We start from the raw sequence: 20152 nt of genomic DNA, 5'->3' as shown, positions 1-20152 counted from the left end.
GTCCACAAGCGCTTACAAGTCGCCCCTCACCTCTGACAACATCGCCCGGAGGTCTGGACAACATCTGGACGACCACGGGGGGTCGGGGTGTCAGCGTTCGGTGGGGTGGCGAGGTTCGTGCTGCTCCGTGCCCGCGCGCACAGACTGCTGCTGGCCGCCGCCCTGCTCACCGTCCTGCTGACCACGGCCGTCCTCGCGACCCTCACCGCCTACTCCGGCGCGATCGGCGACGCCTCCCTGCGCCACTCCCTGCGCGACGACGAGAACGCCGCCGACAGCTCCCTCATCGTCAAGGCCGACGTGCCCGCCGACCGAAGAAAGGCCGCGGACACCGCCGTACGACGGGAAGCGCGCCGGGCCTTCGACGGGCTGCCGGTCTCCGTGCGGACGCTGGTGCGCTCCGGCCCGTACGCCCTGCCGCGTTCGCTGCAGCCGCCCGCCCAGCGCTCCGGTGACCCCGATCTGACCTACCTCGCGGCGCTGGACCCGGCGCAGGTGCGCATCGTCGCCGGGCGCATGCCTACGGCCGCCGCGGGACGGATCGAGGCGGCCCTCCCGCAGAACGCCGCCCGGCGCCTCGGTCTCGAACCCGGCGCCCGTCTCACCCTCACCGACCGCCTCGACGGCCCGAAGGTGCAGGTCACGCTGGTCGGCCTGTACCGCACGACGGCCCCGAACGACCCGTACTGGCGCCTCGACGACCTGGGCGGCCGGGGTGTGCGGACACTCAGTTTCACGACGTACGGCCCCCTGCTCGCCGCCCCGAGTGTGGTGGCCGGAGACCGGGTGAGCGCCGGGCAGTCGGCCTGGCTGGCCTCGGGCGACTTCTCGGCGCTGACGACCGGGCGGATCGACGGGCTGCGCGACGCGGCCCGCGCCGGCGCCGCCGCCCTGCGCAAGGAGCCCGCGCTGAGCGGCTCGACGGCCGTGACCACCGGGCTGCCCGGCGTCCTGGACCGCGTCCAGCGCTCACTGCTCGTCTCCCGCTCGACCCTGCTGATCGTCGCCCTCCAGCTCGCCCTCCTCGCCTGCTGCGCGCTGCTCCTGGTGGCCCGGCTGCTGAGCGCCGAACGCACCGGTGAGACACGGGTGTTGCGGGCGCGCGGCGCCTCCCGTTCCCGTATCGCCGCGCTCGCCGCCCTGGAGGCGCTGTTCCTCGCCGTGCCCGCCGTGGTGTGCGCACCGCTGCTCGCGGGCCCGCTGACCCGGCTGCCAGCCGGGCACGGGGCGCTGGCCCGGATCGGGCTGCACCTGGACGTGCCGACCGGCGGGCGGCTCGGGGTGTGGCTGGTGGCGGCGGGCGTGGCCCTGGGCTGCGCGCTGGCGGTGACGCTGCCCGCGCTGACCGTCGAGGGCTTCCGGCCGGGCCGGGCCCGTGCGCTGCCCGGTTCGGTGCGGGCGGGCGCGGACCTGGGCCTGCTGGCGGTGGCCGCGGTCGCGTACTGGCAGCTGAACAGCCACACCTCCGGCGCGGTGAGCGACGACCGGTCCGGCGCCCTCGGCGTCGACCCGCTGCTCGTAGCGGCCCCCGCCCTGGCGCTGCTCGCCGGGACGGTGCTGACCCTGCGGCTGCTGCCGCTGGTGGCGCGGCTCGCCGAGCGCCGGGCGGCCGGCGGGCGCGGGCTCACGGCGGCCCTGGCGGGCTGGCAGCTCAGCCGGCGTCCGATGCGCGGGGCGGGCCCGGTGCTGCTGCTGGTCCTCGCGGTCGCCCTCGGCATGCTCGCGATCGGCCAGGGCGCCTCCTGGGAGCGTTCGCAGGACGACCAGGCCGACTTCACCGCGGGCGCGCCCGTCCGCGTCCTGGGCGCGGGTGATGGCGGGATCGGGCGCACTCAGACGTACGCTGCCGTCCCGCACGTCCGGCAGACCGCGCCCGCGGTCCGCGCCGAACTCCCGCTCTCCGGCAGCCGTACGGCCACCCTGCTGGCCCTGGACACGGCGCACGCGACGGACACCGTGCTGATGCGCCGGGACCTGGCGTCCGAGCCGGTACGCCCGCTGCTCGCGTCGCTGGGCCCCAAGGCACAGGCGTCCGGGGCGGCCGTCCCAGGACACACGGCCCGGCTGCGGCTGACGGCCACCCTGCACAGCTCCACCGGCCCGGGGACGACGGCGAACGTGACGGTCACCCTGGAGGACTCGTACGGCACCCCGTACGAGCTGCGCGCGGGCGAACTCCCCGCCGACGGACGGCCGCACACGCTCACCGTGCCCGTCGCGGGCGGCCCGCTCACCCTCACCGGCCTCCAGCTGGTCATGGCCCAGCCGGTCGACCGCGCCGAACAACACCGGCTGAACCTGGGCGAGTTGACGGCGGTCGACACCCAAGGGGCGGTACGGCGGCTGCAGTTGCCGGCCGACTGGACGGCGGCCTCGCACGTCGACGGGACGGTGTCCTCGCCGGACCCCAACACTCGCGCGACCAAGCCGAAGGTGAGCACCTCCGGGCCGCTGACGGTGTCGTACGGCACGGGGTTCAAGCCGGCCGGGGACACCTGGACCATCTCCTCGGTGACGGTGCGGGTGCAGGTCGCCCAGCCGAAGCCGCCCGAGATCACCGGCCTCGCCACCGACCGCTTCCTCACCTCGGCCGCCGCCCGCGTCGGCGACCGGGTGGACGTGACGGTCGGCGGGCAGATCGTGCCCGTGCGGATCCTGCGGGCGGTACGGCAGCTGCCGACGACGAGCGACTCCGACGGGGGCGCGCTGCTGGTCGATCTGCGGTCCGTGAACCGGGTGCTGGAGGCGCGCTACGGCATGGGTGTCACGCCGACCGAGTGGTGGCTGCGGCCGGCGCCCGGCAGGGCGGCGTCCGTCGCGGCGGCGCTGCGGGCGCTGCCCGACGTGGATCCCGAGCAGGTGCTGGTGCGGGACGAGACGGCGGCGCAGCTGCGGGACGATCCGTTCGGCGCGGGCCCGGAGGCGGCGTTCGCCGCGGCGGCCGGCGTGGCGGCGGCGCTGGCCGCGGTGGGCTTCGCGGTGAGCGCGGCGGGGTCGCTGCGGGAGCGGAGCGCCGAACTCGCGGTGCTGCGCGCCCTGGGCGCCCCGCGCCGCCGGCTGGCCCGGATGATCGCCGTCGAGCAGGGCGTGCTGGTGGCGCTGGCGCTGCTGGTGGGCGCGGCCCTCGGCACGGTCCTCACCCGGGCGGTGATCCCGCTGATCGTCCTGACCGCCCAGGCCACCCGCCCGGTCCCGACGGTACTGGTCGAACTCCCGGTCTCCACGGCCGCCGTACTCCTGGCGGCGGTGGCCCTGACACCGCTGGCCGTGACGGTGGGGCTGGCGGTGCGGCGCGGGGATCCGGTGGTTTCGCTGCGGGAACAGGGAGGCGAGTGACGTGAACCGGATACCCGCGCCCTGGATCCGCACCCGGCTGCGCACCGCGCCGGCCGCCGCGGCCGCGCTCGCGCTGCTCGTGGCGCTGACCGCGTGCCTCGCGGGGGCGTTCCCACGGGCGGTCGACCGGTACGAGGACGCGGGGCTGCGGCAGGCCGTGGAGCGGGCGCACCCCCTCAACACCAGCGTGACCGTGTACGCCCAGCAGCCCGACGCGCTGCTGTCCCAGCGGCAGCGGGAGGACGCCCTGCGCCCCGCCGCGCTCAACGCGCGCTACGCCGCGGTCCTCGCCGCTCTCCAGCGCCCGTTCGTCGCCGACCGCGCCCAGTCGACGTACGGAGTGCGCACCGCCAACCCCCAGAAGGCACCCGACCCCTTTCTGCCCCAGCCGTACGGACTGCCCGCGCAGATCGAGCTGACCGCCCAGGAGGGGCTGGCCGCGCACGCGACCGTCAAGGCCGGCCGGCTGCCCCGCGCCGACGGCCTGGTGACCGCGTCGACACCCGAGGTGGAGGCGGCCGTCAGCGCCGAGACCGCCAAGTCGCTCCACATCAAGGTCGGTTCGGTGATCCACGTACCGGGCTCGGGCCGCGCCCCGCTCGCCGTCCGCGTCACCGGCATCGTCGTCCCGCGCGACCCCGGCGGCGCCTACTGGGCCACCCACGAGCTCCTGCACACCCCCAACCTGATCCCGGTCCCGAACACCGACTTCTACTACTGGCTCGGCGCCCTCCTGCTCTCGCCCGACGCGGCCCCCGCGCTGCTGGGCACGGCCGGAGACGCGCAGCGCTACTGGCAGTTGGCCCCCTCCGTCCCCGCCCTGCGCTCCCACCAGCTGGACGACCTGAAGTCCGCCGTGGCCTCCATGGAGACCGGCCCCGACAACCGCAGGCTCCGCGCGGCCACCGACCCGTCCACCAACGTCACCACCTACCTCGACGACGTGCTGGACAGCTACGGCGCGCTGCGCGGAAAGGTCCGTCCGCTGGTCGCCGTCGCCGCCTTCGGCACCGGCACGGTCGCGGCCGTCGTCCTCCTGATGGCGGCCGGACTCGCCGCCGACCGCCGCGCCGCCGAACTGACCCTGCTCCGCGCCCGCGGCGCGTCCCTGCGCGGCCTCGGGGCCCGCCTGTTCGCCGAGACGGCGGTGGTCGCCGTCCCCGCCTGGGCGGTGGGCCTCACCGTCGCCCTGCTCGCGGTCCCCACGGACCGCGCCGCCTACGCGACCGCGGCGGCCACCGCGGTCACCCTGATCGCCTGCGCGGCCCTGCCCGTCCGCGCCATGGCCGTGCACCGGACGGTCCGGGTGCACGCCGCCCGCGCGGACGTCTCGACGGTACGACCGTCCCGGCGCCGTACGGTCGCGGAGCTGACCCTGGTCGTGGTCGCCCTCGGCGCGGTGGAGACCCTGCGCCGAGCAGGCACCTCGGGAGGCCAACTCTCCTCGCTCGCCCCCGTGTTGGTGGCGACGGTCGCGGCCCTCCTCCTCATCCGCCTCTACCCGCTTCCCCTGCGCGCCCTGGCCCGCCCGGCGGCCCGTCTGCGCGGCACGGTGACCCATATGTCGCTCGCCCGCGCCGGCCGCACCTCCGCCTCCGCGGTCCTGCCCCTGCTGGCCCTGCTGACCGCGCTCACCACGGCGGCCTTCGGCGGCTCGGTCCTGGCCGGCGTCCACGCGGCCCGCGACCACGCGGCCTACCTCGCCGTCGGCGCCGACGCCCGCGTCGAGACGCCGACACCGCTGCCGGCGGACCTGCCCGACCGGATCCGCCGGGCGCCGGGCGTGCAGGCCCTGTCGGCGGTGAGCCTCTCGTACGAGTCGAAGCCGGACGACGGCGAGCACACGGTCCCGGTGGCGGGCGTGAACCCGGAGGACTACGCGGAGTTGGCGGCGCGGACGAGCCTCGGGCGGTTCGGCGCGGGCGAGTTGGCGAAGCGCCCGGCCGCCGAGCCCCAACCGGCCCTGGCCTCCCCGTCCGTGGCCACCCGCTACGGCACGCGCTCCTTCCCGGTGCGCCTGGAGGACGGCAGCACGATCACGGTCCGCGTCGCGGCGGTGGTGGACCGCACTCCGGCGGTGATCGGCGCGGACTTCCTGGTGGTGAACCGCGCGATCCTGGACGCGCGTGCGGCGCGCCCGTCGGCCCTGCTCCTCACGGGCTCCGGCATCCAGGCCTCCACCCTGCGCAAGGCGGCAGGCTCCTCGGCCCAGATCCAGTTCCGCTCCAAAGAGCGAGCCGAGTACGGCGACTCGCCCCTCCAGTCGGGTGCGGAACGGGTCTACGCGGCGGCGGTGGCGGCGGGCGCGGGCTATGCCGTACTGGCTCTGCTGCTGTCGCTGCTCAGAGCGGCCCCGGAACGCACGGCCCTCCTGGCCCGTCTGCGCACCATGGGCCTGACCCGCGCCCAGGGCCGCCGTCTGCTGATCCTGGAGTCCCTGCCCCAGGCGGCGCTGGCGGCAGCGGGCGGCGCGCTGACGGGCTGGGCGACGATCCGTCTGCTCTCCCCGGGCGTGGACCTGACGACGATCGCCCTGGCCACACATGAAACGGCGGGTGGGGAGGCCGTGTTGAGGACGGACGCGATGTCGCTGGTGCTGCCGGCGGCGGCGGTTCTGCTGGTGACGGTGGGAGTCGCGGGGGCCCAGGCATGGTGGACGGGGCGCCAGGGGGCGGTCGCGGAACTGAGGGTGGGGGATGCGCGATGAGCCGGCACGGCCAGTCACTCAGCTGTCCAGGAGGGTCCCGATGACCACGACCAACCCCACCCTCGCCGACCTGGCGGCCCGCGTCACCACGGCCCGGAACCGTCCCAGCTACGGCCACGACGCCCTCATCACCTGCGACCGCCTCGTCCGCATCTTCACCACGGACGGCATCGAGGTCCAGGCCCTCCAGGGCCTCGACCTCCTCGTCCGCGAGGGCGAACTCATGGCGCTGGTGGGCGCGTCCGGCAGCGGCAAGTCCACGCTCATGAATATCCTCGCCGGCCTGGACACCCCCACCGCCGGCGCGGCCCGGGTGGCCGGCCGCGACCTCCTGACGATGACCGCGAAGGACCGCCTGGCCTACCGCCGCACCACCGTCGGCTTCGTCTGGCAGCAAACCTCCCGCAACCTCCTCCCCTACCTCACCGCGGCCCAGAACATCGCCCTCCCGATGCAGCTCACCGGCGTCGGCGGGATCCGCGGCGCCCGCAAGGCCCGCCGCGCCCAGACCGAACGCGCCCTGGAACTCCTGGAGTTGCTGGAAATAGCCGACTGCCGCGACCGCCGCCCGCACCAGATGTCCGGCGGCCAGCAGCAGCGCGTCGCGATCGCCGTGGCCCTCGCCAACAACCCCGCGGTCCTCCTCGCCGACGAACCCACCGGCGAACTCGACTCGCACACCGCGGAACAGGTCTTCGCCGCCTTCCGCACCGCGAACGAACGCCTGGGCACCACGATCGTGATCGTCACCCACGACCAGGCCGTCGCCGGCGAGGTCCGCCGCACGGTCGCCATCCGGGACGGCCGCACCTCCACGGAGGTCCTGCGCCGCAGCGAGGTCGACGAGACGACCGGCCACGAGACGATGGTCGCCCGCGAGTACGCCATGCTCGACCGGGCCGGCCGCCTCCAACTCCCCGCCGAGTACACGGAGGCACTGGGCATGCGGGACCGCGTCGCGCTGGAACTGGAGCCGGACCACATCGCCGTATGGCCGGACGACAGCGAGAAAGGGTGAGCCCGGTCGGTGCGAGCAGGGGTGAGCCGGGTCAGCGCACGCTGACGTCCAAGGCCCCGAGTCCCGCCCGCCGTACGGCGATCGACCCGTAGGCCGTACGCAACCGCAGCCACGCCCCCGACGAGTACAGCGCCAACTCCCCGCCCCGCAGGAACCCGAGGGACTGCGCCGCGTGCAGGGCCCGCACCGGAAGGTGGGTGTCCCCGACCGTCCGGGACCAGATCTCCCGTCCGATCCGGTCGAGTTCGGCCCGGGTACGACCCTCGGGCGCCAACTCCTGTGTACGGGACCGGAATTCGGCGACGGCGGCGCTGACGGTGGTGCGCAGCGCGTCCGGTGCCGGCAGTCCGGGCTCGGGCCGCCAGCCGCCCCGCGGCGGCAGCACCCCCGCCCACGGCGGCCCGGTCACCGCCGCCGGCACGGAGGCCGTGGCGGCCGACTCGTCGACCGTTTCGAGGAGTTCACCGGCGGACACGGTCACGTCGAGTGTGACGTCGAGACCGTCCTCGTACGGCTTCGCCAGCCGCACCGCGCGGATCGCCAGCACCTCGAAGGACGGCGGCCGCCCGAAGACGGCGAGCGCGGTGCCGGCCCCCTGGAGGCGCACCGCGGCTCCACGGTCGTAGTGGAGCAGCCGGGAGAGGAAGGCCGCGAGGTCCGCCGCCTCCCCCTCGTCGGCGAGGTGGAGCACCGTCATGCGGCGACGGCCTCCTCCTCGGCGTCGTCCCGGTACTCCTCCAGGAACTCCCGCTCCTCGGAGGTGATCCGGCGCGGCCGCTGGGCCTCGAAGTCGAACGGCACGACCACCGTCGAGGCCCGTACGTAGACCAGGTCGTCGTCCTTCACCTCGTAACTGATGGTGAAGGACGCGGCCTTTATCTGCGAGACCCACAGCTCGATGTCGACCGGGTGGTGCCGGTGGACGAGCTGCCGCTTGTAGTCGATCTCATGGCGCGCCACCACGGACCCCTGCTGGAAGTCCTTCTCCGGCCGGAAGAGGAAGTCGATACGGGCTTCCTCCAGGTAGCGCACGAAGACGGCGTTGTTGACATGGCCGTACGCGTCCATGTCCGACCAGCGCAGGGGGCAGCGGTAGATGTGGCGCAAGATCAGCCCCGGGTCAGCTTCTTGTAGGTGGCGCGGTGCGGACGCGCGGCGTCCGGGCCGAGCCGTTCGATCTTGTTCTTCTCGTACGACTCGAAGTTGCCCTCGAACCAGAACCACTTGGAGTCGCCCTCGTAGGCGAGGATGTGGGTCGCGACCCGGTCGAGGAACCAGCGGTCGTGGGAGACGACGACGGCACAGCCCGGGAACTCCAGCAGCGCGTTCTCCAGGCTGCTGAGGGTCTCCACGTCGAGGTCGTTGGTCGGCTCGTCGAGGAGCAGCAGGTTGCCGCCCTGCTTGAGGGTGAGCGCGAGGTTGAGGCGGTTGCGCTCACCGCCGGAGAGGACGCCGGCGGGCTTCTGCTGGTCGGGCCCCTTGAAGCCGAAGGCGGACACGTAGGCCCGGCTGGGCATCTCGACCTGGCCGACATTGATGTAGTCGAGCTCGTCGGAGACCACGGCCCACAGGGTCTTCTTCGGATCGATGTTCTCGCGGCTCTGGTCGACGTACGAGATCTTGACGGTCTCGCCGACCTTGATGGTGCCGGAGTCCGGGGTCTCCAGACCCTGGATCATCTTGAAGAGGGTGGTCTTGCCGGCGCCGTTCGGGCCGATGACACCGACGATGCCGTTACGCGGCAGCGTGAAGGAGAGGTCCTCGATGAGGACCTTCTCGCCGAAGGCCTTGTTGAGGTTGTTGACCTCGACGACGATACTGCCGAGCCGCGGGCCCGGCGGGATCTGGATCTCCTCGAAGTCCAGCTTCCGCATCTTCTCGGCCTCGGCGGCCATCTCCTCGTACCGCGCGAGACGGGCCTTGGACTTGGCCTGCCGCCCCTTGGCGTTGGACCGCACCCACTCGAGCTCTTCCTTGAGGCGCTTGGCCCGCTTGGCGTCCTTCTGCCCCTCGACCTTGAGACGGGTCTGCTTGGTCTCCAGGTACGTGGAGTAGTTGCCCTCGTACGGGTAGGCGCGCCCGCGGTCGAGCTCGAGGATCCACTCGGCGACGTTGTCGAGGAAGTACCGGTCGTGGGTGATGGCCACGACGGTGCCCGCGTACTTGGCGAGGTGCTGCTCCAGCCAGTTCACCGACTCGGCGTCGAGGTGGTTGGTGGGCTCGTCGAGAAGCAGCAGGTCAGGAGCTTCGAGCAGCAGCTTGCAGAGCGCGACGCGACGCTTCTCACCACCGGAGAGCTTGGTGACGGCCCAGTCGCCCGGGGGGCACCCGAGCGCGTCCATGGCCTGCTCCAGCTGAGCGTCGAGATCCCACGCGTTGGCGTGGTCGAGCTCTTCCTGCAGCTTGCCCATCTCGTCAAGCAGCGCATCGCTGTAGTCGGTGGCCATCAGCTCGGCGATCTCATTGAACCGGTCGAGCTTGCCCTTGATCTCGGCGACACCCTCCTGGACGTTCTCCAGGACGGTCTTCTCCTCGTTCAGCGGGGGTTCCTGCAGCAGGATGCCGACGCTGTAGCCCGGCGACAGGAAGGCGTCACCGTTGCTCGGCTGCTCGAGCCCCGCCATGATCTTCAGAACGGTGGACTTACCCGCACCGTTCGGTCCGACCACACCGATCTTCGCGCCGGGGAGGAAGTTCAGCGTCACGTCGTCAAGGATCACCTTGTCACCGTGCGCCTTGCGCGTCTTGCGCATGGTGTAAATGAACTCAGCCAAGAGAAACCGTCCGGCAGCTTGAAATCTGGCAGTGGGCAGATACACCCCATCTTGCCCGACCGCCACCCCTGGGGGGAAACGGGTATGGTCGGGCGGCTCTGACCTGCGACTCCGTCGCACGGCCCAGAGACGGCCCGGGGAACGATCACTCGGCAGACATCCGCCACTCATCCAGCCGGACCCTGACCTGGTGGTTGTGGGCGTGCCAGAGGACTTCCCCCTCGATGGAGGCTCCGAGAGCAGGTAGCTCCATCCCCGGCGGCATGGCGGTGATCTCAGCCGGCGCCACGGCAGCGGGCACACCGTCCATGCGTATGAAGACGCCGAAGGGCTGGCGGCCGATGACTTCTCCGGTGATGCGGGTCCCGACTGGCAGAGCTGCGACGGTTGCCGCCCAGGTCCCGAGAACCACGTCTGCGGCCGGCAGGTCGGGGCCCGTGGGCCACGCGTACTCGTCCATCGACAGATCATGACGCAACGTGGTGAGTGCGCCTGGGCTGCACCGTGTCCTAACCCTGCGGCGTGGAGCGTGATGGTCACCGACGCCGGGGGCGAGAGCTGGTGGGCTGTTTGTGCGGAGCATGCTGCTGCATCGGCCGTGTTGTCCGCCGAGGCTACGGCCAACTGGCACACGGCTCCGGAGGGTGCTTCGGTCTTGGGGGCGGCTGCACCTGGTTCCCGCTGAGGCAGAGTCAGATGTGGGCTCTGATCTGCTTCACCGGGTGCCCGAGTGTGTCGCCGACAGTGGCCAGTTCCTCATCGCCGAACCAGTCACGTTCGGGGTTCCAGATGGCAATCTCGAAGCGGGCGAAGCCGCACGGCCAGTCGTAGTCCAACACGTCGAGCGACGTGGCGGCTCCGCAGCAGGGCACTTCCACGGCCAAGGTGGCGAAGCCGTCCTCACCGTGGCTTTCCAGCAGGTCGGCGTACCACTCGGTGTCGATCGCGGCACCGCAGTGCGGGCAGCCGATCCGTTCCAGGTTGTCGCCGCAGTCGATGGGGGTGAGGGTGTCGTGCCAGGTGACATCGATCTCGGCCTCCGCGCCATCGGGCAGGCCGGGAGCCAGGTCCGCAGCGAGCGCGGCAGTCCGCTCGGCCGCCGCCCGGTCGGGCTGCCACTGGGGATCGGTCGGAATGATCGACAGCACGTCGTCGCTCATGGGCTCACTCAATTCGTCGGGCACAAGCATTCGGCGGGGTGCCGCGATCGTAGGGCCACGTGGCAGGGTTGCCGACCTCTCGCTTGAGGCCGGGCAGTCGATGACGCCGCCGCGTGCCAGGACCTGGGCCGCGCCGAGCTTGGGCCGTCCAGGCGCGCCTGCGGACATCAGTCCCAACCCGCCCTGCTCCCGCCAAGCCCGGCGCCATCGCTCAACCGAACGTTCACCGACCCGCAGGGCGGCGGCGATTTCCCGGTTCTTCTCCCTGCGTTCGAAGCGTTCCACGGCCTGCAGCCTGACCGCTTGACCCGCTCCCCGGGCGGCCCTTCCCGCGGCGGTCAACCCGCCGCCCTGCGCGTATCTCACGCCGTTATGCGGACGAACGCGGGTCCGCGGTCGTGTTCAAGCCGTGCAGGAGCATGTCGAGTCCGGCGATGAACTGGTCGCGGTCGTCGTGGTCGCGCAGGTCCTTGGCGGCGTGGGCGAGAAAGGGATAGTCGGCGGCGTCGAGTCGTTCCCAGCGTTCGGCGGTCTGGGCGAGGTAGGCGTCGCGACCGGCGGGCGCATCGACGGGGATGCGCGGAGCGATGATCTTGGCGCTGACTCCTGTGATGTAGAAGGAAATCGCGGTGGCGGCCACGAACAGCCGTTCGGCGGGCAGCCCGGTTCGTGCGACCAGGGTGCCGATACGGTCGAGCAGGCGCAGCGCGTTCACCAGCATGGGCGGCGCGTTGACATGGGGTGCCGCCCACCTGTGCCGGTCGAGTGCGTCGAAGACGGCCATGGCGAGCGCGTGCAGCGCGGCGCGGGGGTCCTCCTCGCGGTGCTGGTCCCCGGCGAGGGCGTGGCCGAGGACCTGATCGGCGGCCAGGACGACGAGTTCGTCCTTGTTCGCCACGTGCCAGTACAGCGCGCCTGTGCCGGTGTTCAGCCGCTCGGCCAGCAGCCGGAGGGTGAGTCCCCGCTCGCCGCGCTCGTCCAACAGCGCGATGGCCGCGCCGACGATCACCTCTTGGGAGAGGGCGTCGGCACGCCCCCCGGCGGGCGTTCTTCCTCGCGTCCGTGGCATGACCTCATTTTGACACACGCTGGATCGGCGTTCCATATTGATTATGGAACATCGGTCCATATGGGTGTCCGGGTGGAGGCTCGGCGCTCTGCCGCACAGATCGGCGGCCTGCCGCACAGAAACGAGGAAACCCATGAACACCACCCACCACCCGATCGCCATCGTCGGCGCCGGTCTCGGCGGCTTGACCCTCGCCCGGGTCCTGCACGTCCACGGCATCCCCGCGACGGTCTACGAGGCCGACCCGTCGGCCGCGCACCGCACGCAGGGCGGTCAGCTCGACATCCACCAGGACGACGGACAGCGCGCGCTCGCCGACGCCGGCCTCACCGAGGAATTCCGCGCGATCATCCACGAGGGCGCCGAGGCCACACGCATCCTCGACCAGCACGGCAAGGTGCTCTACGACGAGCCCGACGACGGCATCTCACGACGTCCTGAAGTGCTGCGCGGAGACCTGCGCCGCATCCTGCTCGACTCCCTGCCCGACCAGGCCGTCCAGTGGGGGCACAAGGTCACCGGTATCCGGCCCCTCGGCGACGGCCGGCACGAGCTGGCCTTCTCCGACGGCACGTCCACGACCAGCGCTCTCCTCGTCGGTGCCGACGGCGCCTGGTCCAAGGTCCGCCCGCTGCTCTCCGACGCCACGCCCCAGTACACCGGCACGACCTTCATCGAGACCTACCTCTACGACGCCGACGAGCGGCACGCCGCGACGGCCGAGGCGGTCGGTCCTGGCGCGATGTGCGCACTGGCACCAGGCATGGGCATCGCCGCGCACCGCGAGGCGGGGAACGTCCTGCACACCTACGTCGAGCTGAACCGTTCCGCCGAGTGGATCTCCGCCATCGACTTCACCGACGCCGCCGCCGCGACCGCCCGGGTCGCAGCCGAGTTCGACCAGTGGGCGCCGCAACTCACCGCGCTGATCACCGACGGCGAGACCGCGCCGGTCGCCCGCATGATCTACACCCTCCCCGACGGGCACCGCTGGGAACGCGTACCGGGAGCCACGCTCCTCGGTGACGCCGCGCACCTGATGCCGCCCTCCGGTGACGGCGCGAACCTGGCGATGTTCGACGGCGCCGAACTCGGCAAGGCCATCGCCGCTCGCCCCGACGACTTCGAAGCGGCCCTCACCGCCTACGAAGAGGCGCTGTTCTCGCGCACCGAACCCTTCTACGCCCAGGCACACAGCATGCTGGACCTCATGCTCGGCGACCGCGCCCCCTTCGGATTCATCGACTTCTTCACCGGTGCCGCCCAGGGCCAGGGGACAGCAGGAGAGCAGCCCTGAGCCACCGAGTCCACCGGCGCGGGCACGGTGTGGCCGGAGGGGAGCCCGAGTACGGCGGGAGACTTTATCGCCCCCGCAGTAGCGGGGCCGCCGCTGTCAGTCGTGGCCACCCGGCGTGCGGCGGGCCAGCATCAGAGCCGTCACCGCCAACGCACCCGCGGCACCCACCGCCCCCATCGACCGAAACGCCCGCGACGAACGCCACGACAGGATCGACCACTGGGAGTGGGCGGAGAGCACCGAGCCCTTGCTCAGCCAGGAGCCGGCCGAGATGAGGGAGAGGGCCGAGCCGATCGAGCCGACGGAGAGGGCGCTGCCGATCGAGCCGATCGACAGGGCCGAACCGACGGAGCCGATGGACAGGACCGAGCCCACCGAGCCGATCGACAGCACCGAGTCGTGCGACCAGAGGGACAGGATGGAGGGGACAGCGGTCGTGTCCGCCGACGGCACGGGTGACTTGGTCATGCGCTCATCCTGCCCGGCGCCGGCTCCGGCGGACACCCCGCGCGCTCCCGCAGACACCCCGCGTTTCCTCCGATGTCCCGCGCTTCCTCCGACGACCCGCAGCAGCTCACTCCTCCGTCGGCGACTGCTTCTTCCCCGTGAGTACCAGCACCGCTCCCCCGATCACCACCAGCCCGATGGCCACGCCCGCGATCAGCGGGGTCGTGCTGGAGCCGCCGGTCGCCGCGAGGTTGGTGTCGTCGACGCTGCCGCCCACCGTGGCCGGGCTCGGCTCGCTCAGCGTCTGGACCGCGTCGCCGTCCTCGCTCGCCTGCGCCTCCGTCTTGCAGTCGAGGATCCCCGTGAACCGCTTGTCCAGCCCGCCCGGCCCCGTGATCGTGAAGTCGTACGGCTGGTCCTCCTGGAGGGGAATCGTCACCGTGCGCGACTCGCCCGCCGGGATGCTGTACTCGGTCTCCATCAGCGAGAAGGTGAACGCCTCGTCGCCCTGGTTGGCCGCGGTGATGTCCACCCCGCCCTTGGCGCAGTTCCGCACCGCGGACAGAGCTGGTATCGCCCCCTTCTTCGCCCAGGCCGCGCTCGCCGTCGCCGAGACCGTCGACTCGCTGGAGCCGGCCAGGATCTGGGTCTGACTACGGCTCTCGGAGGCGAAGGCCCGGCCGACGGGCACGGTGGTCGAGGCCTGCACGGTCAGCTCGGCCGAACCGGCCGCGGCGTCCTCGGGCACGTCGAAGAAGACCTGGCTGCCGTCGACGGCCGAGGTGAGCGGCTTGCCGTCCTTGCCGACGATCCGTACGCCCGTCATGGCCGCGTCGGCCGGCGGGGTGAGCGTCGCACCTGCCGCGTTGGTGTGCACGGTCACCGGGCCGAGCAGTTCGCCGGGGTGGCCGGAGACCGCGGGCGGGTCGAGGGTCAGCGAGGCCTTGGGCTCCGCCACGTCGACGGCGCTCTTCTGGAGGTAGTCCGCGAGCTTCTCGGCCTGCGGGTCGACGGCGTCGACGTCCGCCCCGTCCGAGTAGCGCCAGATCGCCACCTGGGTGCCGGCCGCCGCGTCCTGCTCGGTCAGGCCGCCCTGCACACCCGCCTTGGCGGCGAGCGCGGCGAGGTCGTTGACCTGCGGGTAGGAGTTCTCCAGGATCCAACGGATCTTGCCGGCGCCCTTGTTGGCGCCCAACGAGGTCCCGCTCCAGGGCGTCTCGTGGTACTTGGCGTCCCGCTGCGTGGGGTTGTGCAGGTCGACGCAGTACGTCTGCAGCGTGCCGCCCCCGTCGACGGACATCTCGAACAGGCCCGCCGAGACCTGCTGGTCGCCGGAGTCGCCGTGGATCACGGCCTCCCCGTACGTCTTGAGGCCGCCTATCGTGGCGGTCGCCCCGCCCTGGCTCTGTGTCGTCTCCTCGGCGACGGCCGACCCGGCCCCGGTGAGCACACCGGCGGCGACGAGCCCGGACACCCAGGCCACGGCGGCGAGGCGGACCGCCCCACGCCTGCGCGGCGACGGCGAAGAGAACGCGGAGAACGCGGAGAACGCGGAGGACACAGAGAACGCAGCAAACACCAAATTCCCCTTCTAGCAGGACCCGTTGACGTGGGGGGGGTGAGGTCCCACCAGCAGAATCAGAAGCCCCGGCAGCCACGAGAGCCTTGTCCGGCATCCTAGGGACGCGCGCGCACCGCTCTTCCCGGTCATACCGTCGGACAATGGATCCGACTCGGAATCGTTATCGCCAACACGGCCTGTGAGCAGGGCTTATCGACAAATCCACCGGGTCGTTCGGAGCGCATTCGCCGATAAGCCGCAGTCCGGTCAGCTCGGGGCACTGTCTGACATCGCACCGTCTGACATGACACCGTCTGACATCACGTCACCGCAGCGGGCACCGGCTCCTGTTGGGACGCCGCGGCATCCGGATCCCCGGGCGGTGTCTCCCAGTTGGGCTCGGGCTGCGCCGCCTGCACGGCCGTACCCCCGTCCGACTTGTTCGCCCGGCGGAAGGCCGAGGTGCCCCTCGCCATGTCGTGGCCGATCGTGATCGCGTCGAGGTCGGCCGAGGTCCAGGTCTGTCCCTCCCGGATCTCCGAGCGCACCTTGAGCCGGCCCTGCACGATCACGGGATCGCCCACGTCGAGCGAGGCCGCCGCGTTCACCGCGAGCTGCCGGTTGGCCCACACCGTGAAGAAGTTGGTGTGGCCGTCGGTCCACTCGTTCTTCTCCCGGTCCCAGTAGCGCGGGGTCACCGCCAGCCGGAACCGTGCGGACGGTCCCGAGGCCAGCTCCCGGTACACCGGTCGTGTCGCCACGTTCCCCACGGCACAGACGATCGTCTCGTTCATCACGAACCCCTCCCTAGCCCGGCCGCCGGGGCCGGGCGGACATGCGTACGGGCCCGTCCCGTACGGCTGCGTCTGCCGCGGCGACCACGTGCTGCGTGATCGCCGCACCGCCAGACTGCCTCCGTCGGGCCGAGCCCGCTGAGCCCTGTGGACCACCGCCCACCTGTGGAAAACTCCATCACCCGGACGAGTGAGCCACCGTCACCCCGACGTGGCGCCCACCCCCACAACCCGCCCGTACTGCTCCCGCACTTCCCGATACCGCAGCAGCTCCGCCGCCACCGGATCCAGCACCCGGGCCCGCCCGCAGCCGGCGGCCGCCTCCCGCAATCGGCGTTCCGCGTCCATGCCGTACCGCCGGGCGGGCCCGCGCGCCGCCATCCGGCAGCTCCACTCGACCAGCGGGCCGCCGACGATCCCGGTCACCATCAGCAGCACCGGCACACCCAGGTTGGGCGCCATGAACCCGATGATCTGCCCCAACAGCCACAGCCCGCCGACGACTTGGAGGATCGTCATGGCCGCCTGGGCGAGTACGGCGGCCGGCCACCAGCCCGGTCGCGGCGGCCGCCCCGGCGGCAGTCCCGCGCGCGCCGCCAGCTGGTCGAGCGCCTCGGGCAGCCCCTGCGATCCCCTTACGGCGGCCTCGCGCACCGCCTGCGCCCAGGGCGCGGGCAGTCCCGCCGAGGCCCGGTCGGACAGGGTCCGTACCGCCTGCTCGACGCGCTGGCGCGCGGTGGCCTCCTCGTCGGCCTGCGCGCGCAACGGCAGCCGTCCGGTGGCCGGTTCGTACCGGTCCTGGTACCAGCGCCACAGCCGCAGCCAGGGCGTCCCGCAGGCCTTGTTGGCGTTGCGCAGCCACGCGCGCTCGGCCGCCTCGCCGGCCGCCGTGGCGCCCACCGCGTCCGCGAGCCGGGCGGCGAACTCGTCGCGCGCCTCCTCGTTGAGGCCGGTCCGCCGCCGGGTGGCGTACACGGGCCACAGCCCGGCCGCGGCCGCGTCCAGGTCGGCCGAGATCCGGCGCGCCGGGGCACCCCGCTCCCCCACGAACTGGCCGAGCAGCTCGCGCAGTTCACCGACGCCGTCCCCGGTGAGAGCGGACAGCGCGAGCACGGTGGCGCCCGGTTCGCCGTACTCGCCGAGCGCGATCCCGTCCTCGTCGAGCAGCCGCCGCAGGTCGTCGAGGACCTGCTCGGTGGCCTCGCCGGGCAGTCGGTCGGTCTGGTTGAGGACGACGAACATGACCTCGGCGTGCCCCGCCATGGGCCGCAGATAGCGCTCGTGGAGGACGGCGTCGGCGTACTTCTCCGGGTCGACGACCCAGATGACGGCGTCGACGAGCGCCAGGATGCGGTCGACATGCTCGCGGTGCTGTACGGCGGCGGAGTCGTGGTCCGGCAGGTCGATCAGGACGAGCCCGCGCAGCTGCGCCTCGCTCTCGGCGCTCTGCAGTGGGCGTCTGCGCAGCCGGGGTGGGATGCCGAGCCGCTCGATGAGGCTCGCGGAGCCGTCGCTCCAGCTGCACGCGATGGGCGCGGCCGTGGTGGGCCGTCGTACTCCCGTCTCCGAAATGGTCACCCCGGCGAGCGCGTTGAAGAGCTGCGACTTGCCGCTGCCGGTCGCGCCCGCGATGGCGACCACGGTGTGCTGCCCGGACAGCCGGCGCCGCGCCGCCGCCTCGTCGAGCACCCGTCCGGCCTCGGCGAGCGTGCGGCTGTCGAGCCGGGTGCGGGAGAGCCCGACCAGTTCGCGCAGAGCGTCCAGGCGCGAGCGCAAGGGGCCGTCGTACGCCAGTGGGGCCGCGGGGGGCGCGTTGTGGCCCCGCGCCTCCACCATGGCCGCGTGCTCGGCGGCGGCCCCTTCGATGACGCGCCGCGCGATGAGCCCGTCGTCCCAGGCGTCTCCGGATTCCGTACGACCGGAGGGGTCCGTGGATTCCGTACGGCCGGACACGTCCGCGCCCGCCACGCGCGCGTGGTCGTCGCGTTCACGGTCCGCGGGGGCCTGCGCGGCATCCGGCTCGTCGGTGCCGCCGCCCTTGGAAGTGCGCTCCCTATAGGGGCCGTTGCCGGAAATCGCGGCCGTGTCGAAAATCGCGTCCTTGAGGAGGCCGTTTTCGCTGTCGTCGTCCTTGTTGTCGTTGTTCTCGTCGTTGTCGTTGTTCTCGTTGTCCTCGTTCACCGCGTCCCCCGTGTGATCGGCGTGCTCGGTGTGGTCCTGGTCAGTGACGGCGGTCACCGGTCACCTCTCCTTCTGCAGTACGGACAGCGCGGCGATGAGTTCGGCCTGGGGTTCGGGGTGGACGTCGAGCGCGTCCAGGGGCGCGAGCCGGCGTTCGCGCTCGGCGTGCATCACCTGGTCGAGGTGCTCGTTGAGCAGCCGCCCGCCCCTGTCGCGCAGCCGCAGCGCCCCGTGCGCGCCGATGCGCTCCGCGAGCCCCTCGCCGGCCGAACGCGCCCGGCGTCCGCCGAGCAGCGCGGTGGCCACCAGGGCGGCGACCGCCTCGGGGTCGGGCGCGACGCTGCGTTCGAGCTCGCGGACCTCCTCCTCGGCGTACTCCTCGAGCTCCCGCCGCCACCGCCGTACGGCCAGCCCGATACGGTGCTCGGCGCTGTCCAGCGACGCGTCGCGCCCGGCGAGCTCCGGGGCGGACGCGGCGGGTTCGCGCCGCCAGGCCTCGTCCACGCGCTCGTCGGCGGCGGTCACGGCGCACAGCAGCAGCGCGGCCAGGCTCTCCACAAGGGCGTCGAGGAGCTCGCCGGCGTTGCAGTCGAGCGGAAACGCGCGCCACCGCTTCAACGCGTCCCCGGCGAGTACGGCGCCTGCCTGCAACCGCCCACGCACGCGCGCGTGCTCACTGTCGTACGCGCCGTCGACGGCGGAGGTGAGCCGGAGGGCGGCCGCGTACTGGGCGGCGGCGGCGCCGGCGAGTTCGGGCATGCGCGCCTTGAGGGAGTTGAGCACTCCGTGGGCCGTACGGGCCATGGCGTGCTGCCGCGCCGCCGGATCCTGCGCCAGGTGGACGAGCCAGGTGCGCAGCGGCGCCACAGCGGTGGCCGGCAGCAGCCCGCCGCCCCAGGCGGACTCGGGGAGTTCGGGCACGGTGAAGCGGGGCACGTCGCCCAGGCCGGCCTTGGTGAGCAGGGCGCCGTACTGCCGCGAGACCTCGGAGACGACCTGGTGGGGCACGCGGTCGAGGACCGTCACGAGGGTGGCGTCGTACTCCTTGGCGGTGCGCAGGAGGTGCCAGGGCACGGCGTCGGCGTACCGGGCCGCCGTGGTGACCATGACCCAGATGTCGGCCGCGCAGACGAGTTCGGCGGCGAGAACGCGGTTGTCGGCGACCAGGGAGTCGATGTCGGGGGCGTCGAGGAGGGCGAGGCCGCGCGGGAGGGTGTCGGCGGTCTCGACGCGCAGCACGCGCGCGGGGTCCTCGCCGGGCAGCAGGAGGTCGTCCGCGCCGTCCTGGTGGGGCACCCAGACGCGGGTGAGATCGGGCAGCACTCTCATCCCGCTGAACCAGTGATGGTCCTCCGGATGGCAGACCAGTACGGGCGTCCGCGTGGTGGGGCGAAGCACACCGGCCTCGCTCACCCTGCGCCCCACAAGGGAGTTGACGAGGGTCGACTTGCCGGCCCCCGTCGAACCCCCGATCACGGCCAGCAAGGGCGCTTCGGGCTCCCTCAACCGGGGCACCAAGTAGTCGTCGAGCTGCGCGAGGAGTTCGTCGCGGTTGGCACGCGCGCGTGGAGCCCCCGCCAGGGGCAGCGGGAAGCGTGCGGCGGCGACACGGTCGCGCAGGGCGGAGAGTGCGTCGAGCAGCTGAGGCCGTACGTCCAAGGTCACCACATGCGAAGAATGCCCAATTTTAGGGGAATTCTGAAGCATATGAGCATGTCTGCGCGCCGACAGGACACAAGGGACGGAAGGGATGACTGGGACGGAGGCACAGTCCAGGCATAACGAGTGCACAACACCCGGTGCGTGAG

15 protein-coding genes are annotated in these 20152 nt (G+C 72.4%); 4 read left to right on the top strand and 11 right to left on the bottom strand.

Annotation, left to right across the window (positions count from 1 at the left end; all coding sequences use genetic code 11):
- Nucleotides 1–87 precede the first annotated feature (87 nt).
- Genes ABZ848_RS18845 through ABZ848_RS18835 form a run of 3 tightly spaced genes read left to right on the top strand, consistent with a single transcriptional unit; the run spans nt 88 to nt 7061 of the window.
- Nucleotides 88–3336 (top strand): FtsX-like permease family protein, encoded by a 3249-nt coding sequence (locus ABZ848_RS18845; RefSeq protein ID WP_360833014.1) that lies wholly within the window; start codon nt 88–90, stop codon nt 3334–3336.
- 1 nt (nt 3337) lies between these two features.
- Nucleotides 3338–6043: an ABC transporter permease gene (locus ABZ848_RS18840; protein WP_360833011.1), complete on the top strand. Its 2706-nt coding sequence runs from the start codon at nt 3338–3340 to the stop codon at nt 6041–6043.
- Between the two features lie 40 nt (nt 6044–6083).
- The gene (locus ABZ848_RS18835) at nt 6084–7061 is read left to right on the top strand and encodes an ABC transporter ATP-binding protein (RefSeq protein WP_360833008.1); all 978 of its coding nucleotides are present in this window, start codon (nt 6084–6086) and stop codon (nt 7059–7061) included.
- A gap of 31 nt (nt 7062–7092) precedes the next feature.
- Here ABZ848_RS18835 and ABZ848_RS18830 read toward each other — a convergent pair whose 3' ends face one another.
- From ABZ848_RS18830 to ABZ848_RS18805, 6 genes are all read right to left on the bottom strand, one after another.
- On the bottom strand, nt 7093–7758 hold the full coding sequence (locus ABZ848_RS18830) for a hypothetical protein (protein WP_360833005.1): 666 nt from the start codon (nt 7756–7758) through the stop codon (nt 7093–7095).
- The gene (locus ABZ848_RS18825) at nt 7755–8168 is read right to left on the bottom strand and encodes a thioesterase family protein (protein WP_360833002.1); all 414 of its coding nucleotides are present in this window, start codon (nt 8166–8168) and stop codon (nt 7755–7757) included. Before ABZ848_RS18825 ends, ABZ848_RS18830 begins: the two co-directional genes overlap by 4 nt.
- A 2-nt stretch (nt 8169–8170) precedes the next feature.
- Complete coding sequence (gene ettA, locus ABZ848_RS18820) at nt 8171–9835, bottom strand: energy-dependent translational throttle protein EttA (protein ID WP_360832999.1); 1665 nt, start codon at nt 9833–9835, stop codon at nt 8171–8173.
- A 145-nt stretch (nt 9836–9980) separates the two neighbouring features.
- Nucleotides 9981–10295 (bottom strand): hypothetical protein, encoded by a 315-nt coding sequence (locus ABZ848_RS18815; protein WP_360832996.1) that lies wholly within the window; start codon nt 10293–10295, stop codon nt 9981–9983.
- Between the two features lie 232 nt (nt 10296–10527).
- Entirely contained in the window at nt 10528–11361 is an 834-nt protein-coding gene (locus ABZ848_RS18810) for a helix-turn-helix domain-containing protein (RefSeq protein ID WP_360832993.1), read from the bottom strand.
- Nucleotides 11362–11365: 4 nt separating this feature from the next.
- Nucleotides 11366–12064, bottom strand: a complete 699-nt coding sequence (locus tag ABZ848_RS18805) for a TetR/AcrR family transcriptional regulator C-terminal domain-containing protein (protein WP_360832990.1) — start codon at nt 12062–12064, stop codon at nt 11366–11368.
- 133 nt (nt 12065–12197) lie between these two features.
- Here ABZ848_RS18805 and ABZ848_RS18800 point away from each other — a divergent pair, with 133 nt between their 5' ends.
- Nucleotides 12198–13361, top strand: coding sequence for an NAD(P)/FAD-dependent oxidoreductase (locus tag ABZ848_RS18800; RefSeq protein ID WP_360832986.1), 1164 nt, complete (start codon nt 12198–12200; stop codon nt 13359–13361).
- Nucleotides 13362–13457: 96 nt separating this feature from the next.
- On the opposite strand, the gene ABZ848_RS18795 is transcribed toward ABZ848_RS18800, so the two are convergent.
- The 5 genes from ABZ848_RS18795 to ABZ848_RS18775 form a co-directional block, all read right to left on the bottom strand.
- A complete protein-coding gene (locus ABZ848_RS18795; RefSeq protein WP_360832983.1) occupies nt 13458–13829 on the bottom strand; it encodes a hypothetical protein in 372 nt (123 codons plus the stop codon).
- A gap of 106 nt (nt 13830–13935) precedes the next feature.
- Nucleotides 13936–15369, bottom strand: a complete 1434-nt coding sequence (locus ABZ848_RS18790; RefSeq protein ID WP_360833524.1) for a Cys-Gln thioester bond-forming surface protein — start codon at nt 15367–15369, stop codon at nt 13936–13938.
- 320 nt (nt 15370–15689) lie between these two features.
- Entirely contained in the window at nt 15690–16163 is a 474-nt protein-coding gene (locus ABZ848_RS18785) for a single-stranded DNA-binding protein (RefSeq protein ID WP_360832980.1), read from the bottom strand.
- 201 nt (nt 16164–16364) lie between these two features.
- Nucleotides 16365–18401: a YfjP family GTPase gene (locus tag ABZ848_RS18780; protein WP_360832973.1), complete on the bottom strand. Its 2037-nt coding sequence runs from the start codon at nt 18399–18401 to the stop codon at nt 16365–16367.
- Between the two features lie 3 nt (nt 18402–18404).
- The gene (locus ABZ848_RS18775; protein ID WP_360832970.1) at nt 18405–20012 is read right to left on the bottom strand and encodes a dynamin family protein; all 1608 of its coding nucleotides are present in this window, start codon (nt 20010–20012) and stop codon (nt 18405–18407) included.
- Nucleotides 20013–20152 lie beyond the last annotated feature (140 nt).

Origin of the sequence: Streptomyces sp. NPDC047081, from assembly GCF_040643775.1 — a bacterium.
Classification (GTDB): Bacteria; Actinomycetota; Actinomycetes; order Streptomycetales; family Streptomycetaceae; genus Streptomyces.
This window is presented reverse-complemented; position numbering and strand designations above follow the sequence as displayed.

Bases quoted from the DNA above. Each gene is read 5' to 3' on its own strand.
- ABZ848_RS18830 (WP_360833005.1), bottom strand. From the start codon at position 7,758: ATGACGGTGCTCCACCTCGCCGACGAGGGGGAGGCGGCGGACCTCGCG.
- ABZ848_RS18815 (WP_360832996.1), bottom strand. From the start codon at position 10,295: ATGGACGAGTACGCGTGGCCCACGGGCCCCGACCTGCCGGCCGCAGAC.
- ABZ848_RS18795 (WP_360832983.1), bottom strand. From the start codon at position 13,829: ATGACCAAGTCACCCGTGCCGTCGGCGGACACGACCGCTGTCCCCTCC.
- ABZ848_RS18785 (WP_360832980.1), bottom strand. From the start codon at position 16,163: ATGAACGAGACGATCGTCTGTGCCGTGGGGAACGTGGCGACACGACCG.
- ABZ848_RS18800 (WP_360832986.1), top strand. From the start codon at position 12,198: ATGAACACCACCCACCACCCGATCGCCATCGTCGGCGCCGGTCTCGGC.
- ABZ848_RS18805 (WP_360832990.1), bottom strand. From the start codon at position 12,064: ATGCCACGGACGCGAGGAAGAACGCCCGCCGGGGGGCGTGCCGACGCC.
- ABZ848_RS18835 (WP_360833008.1), top strand. From the start codon at position 6,084: ATGACCACGACCAACCCCACCCTCGCCGACCTGGCGGCCCGCGTCACC.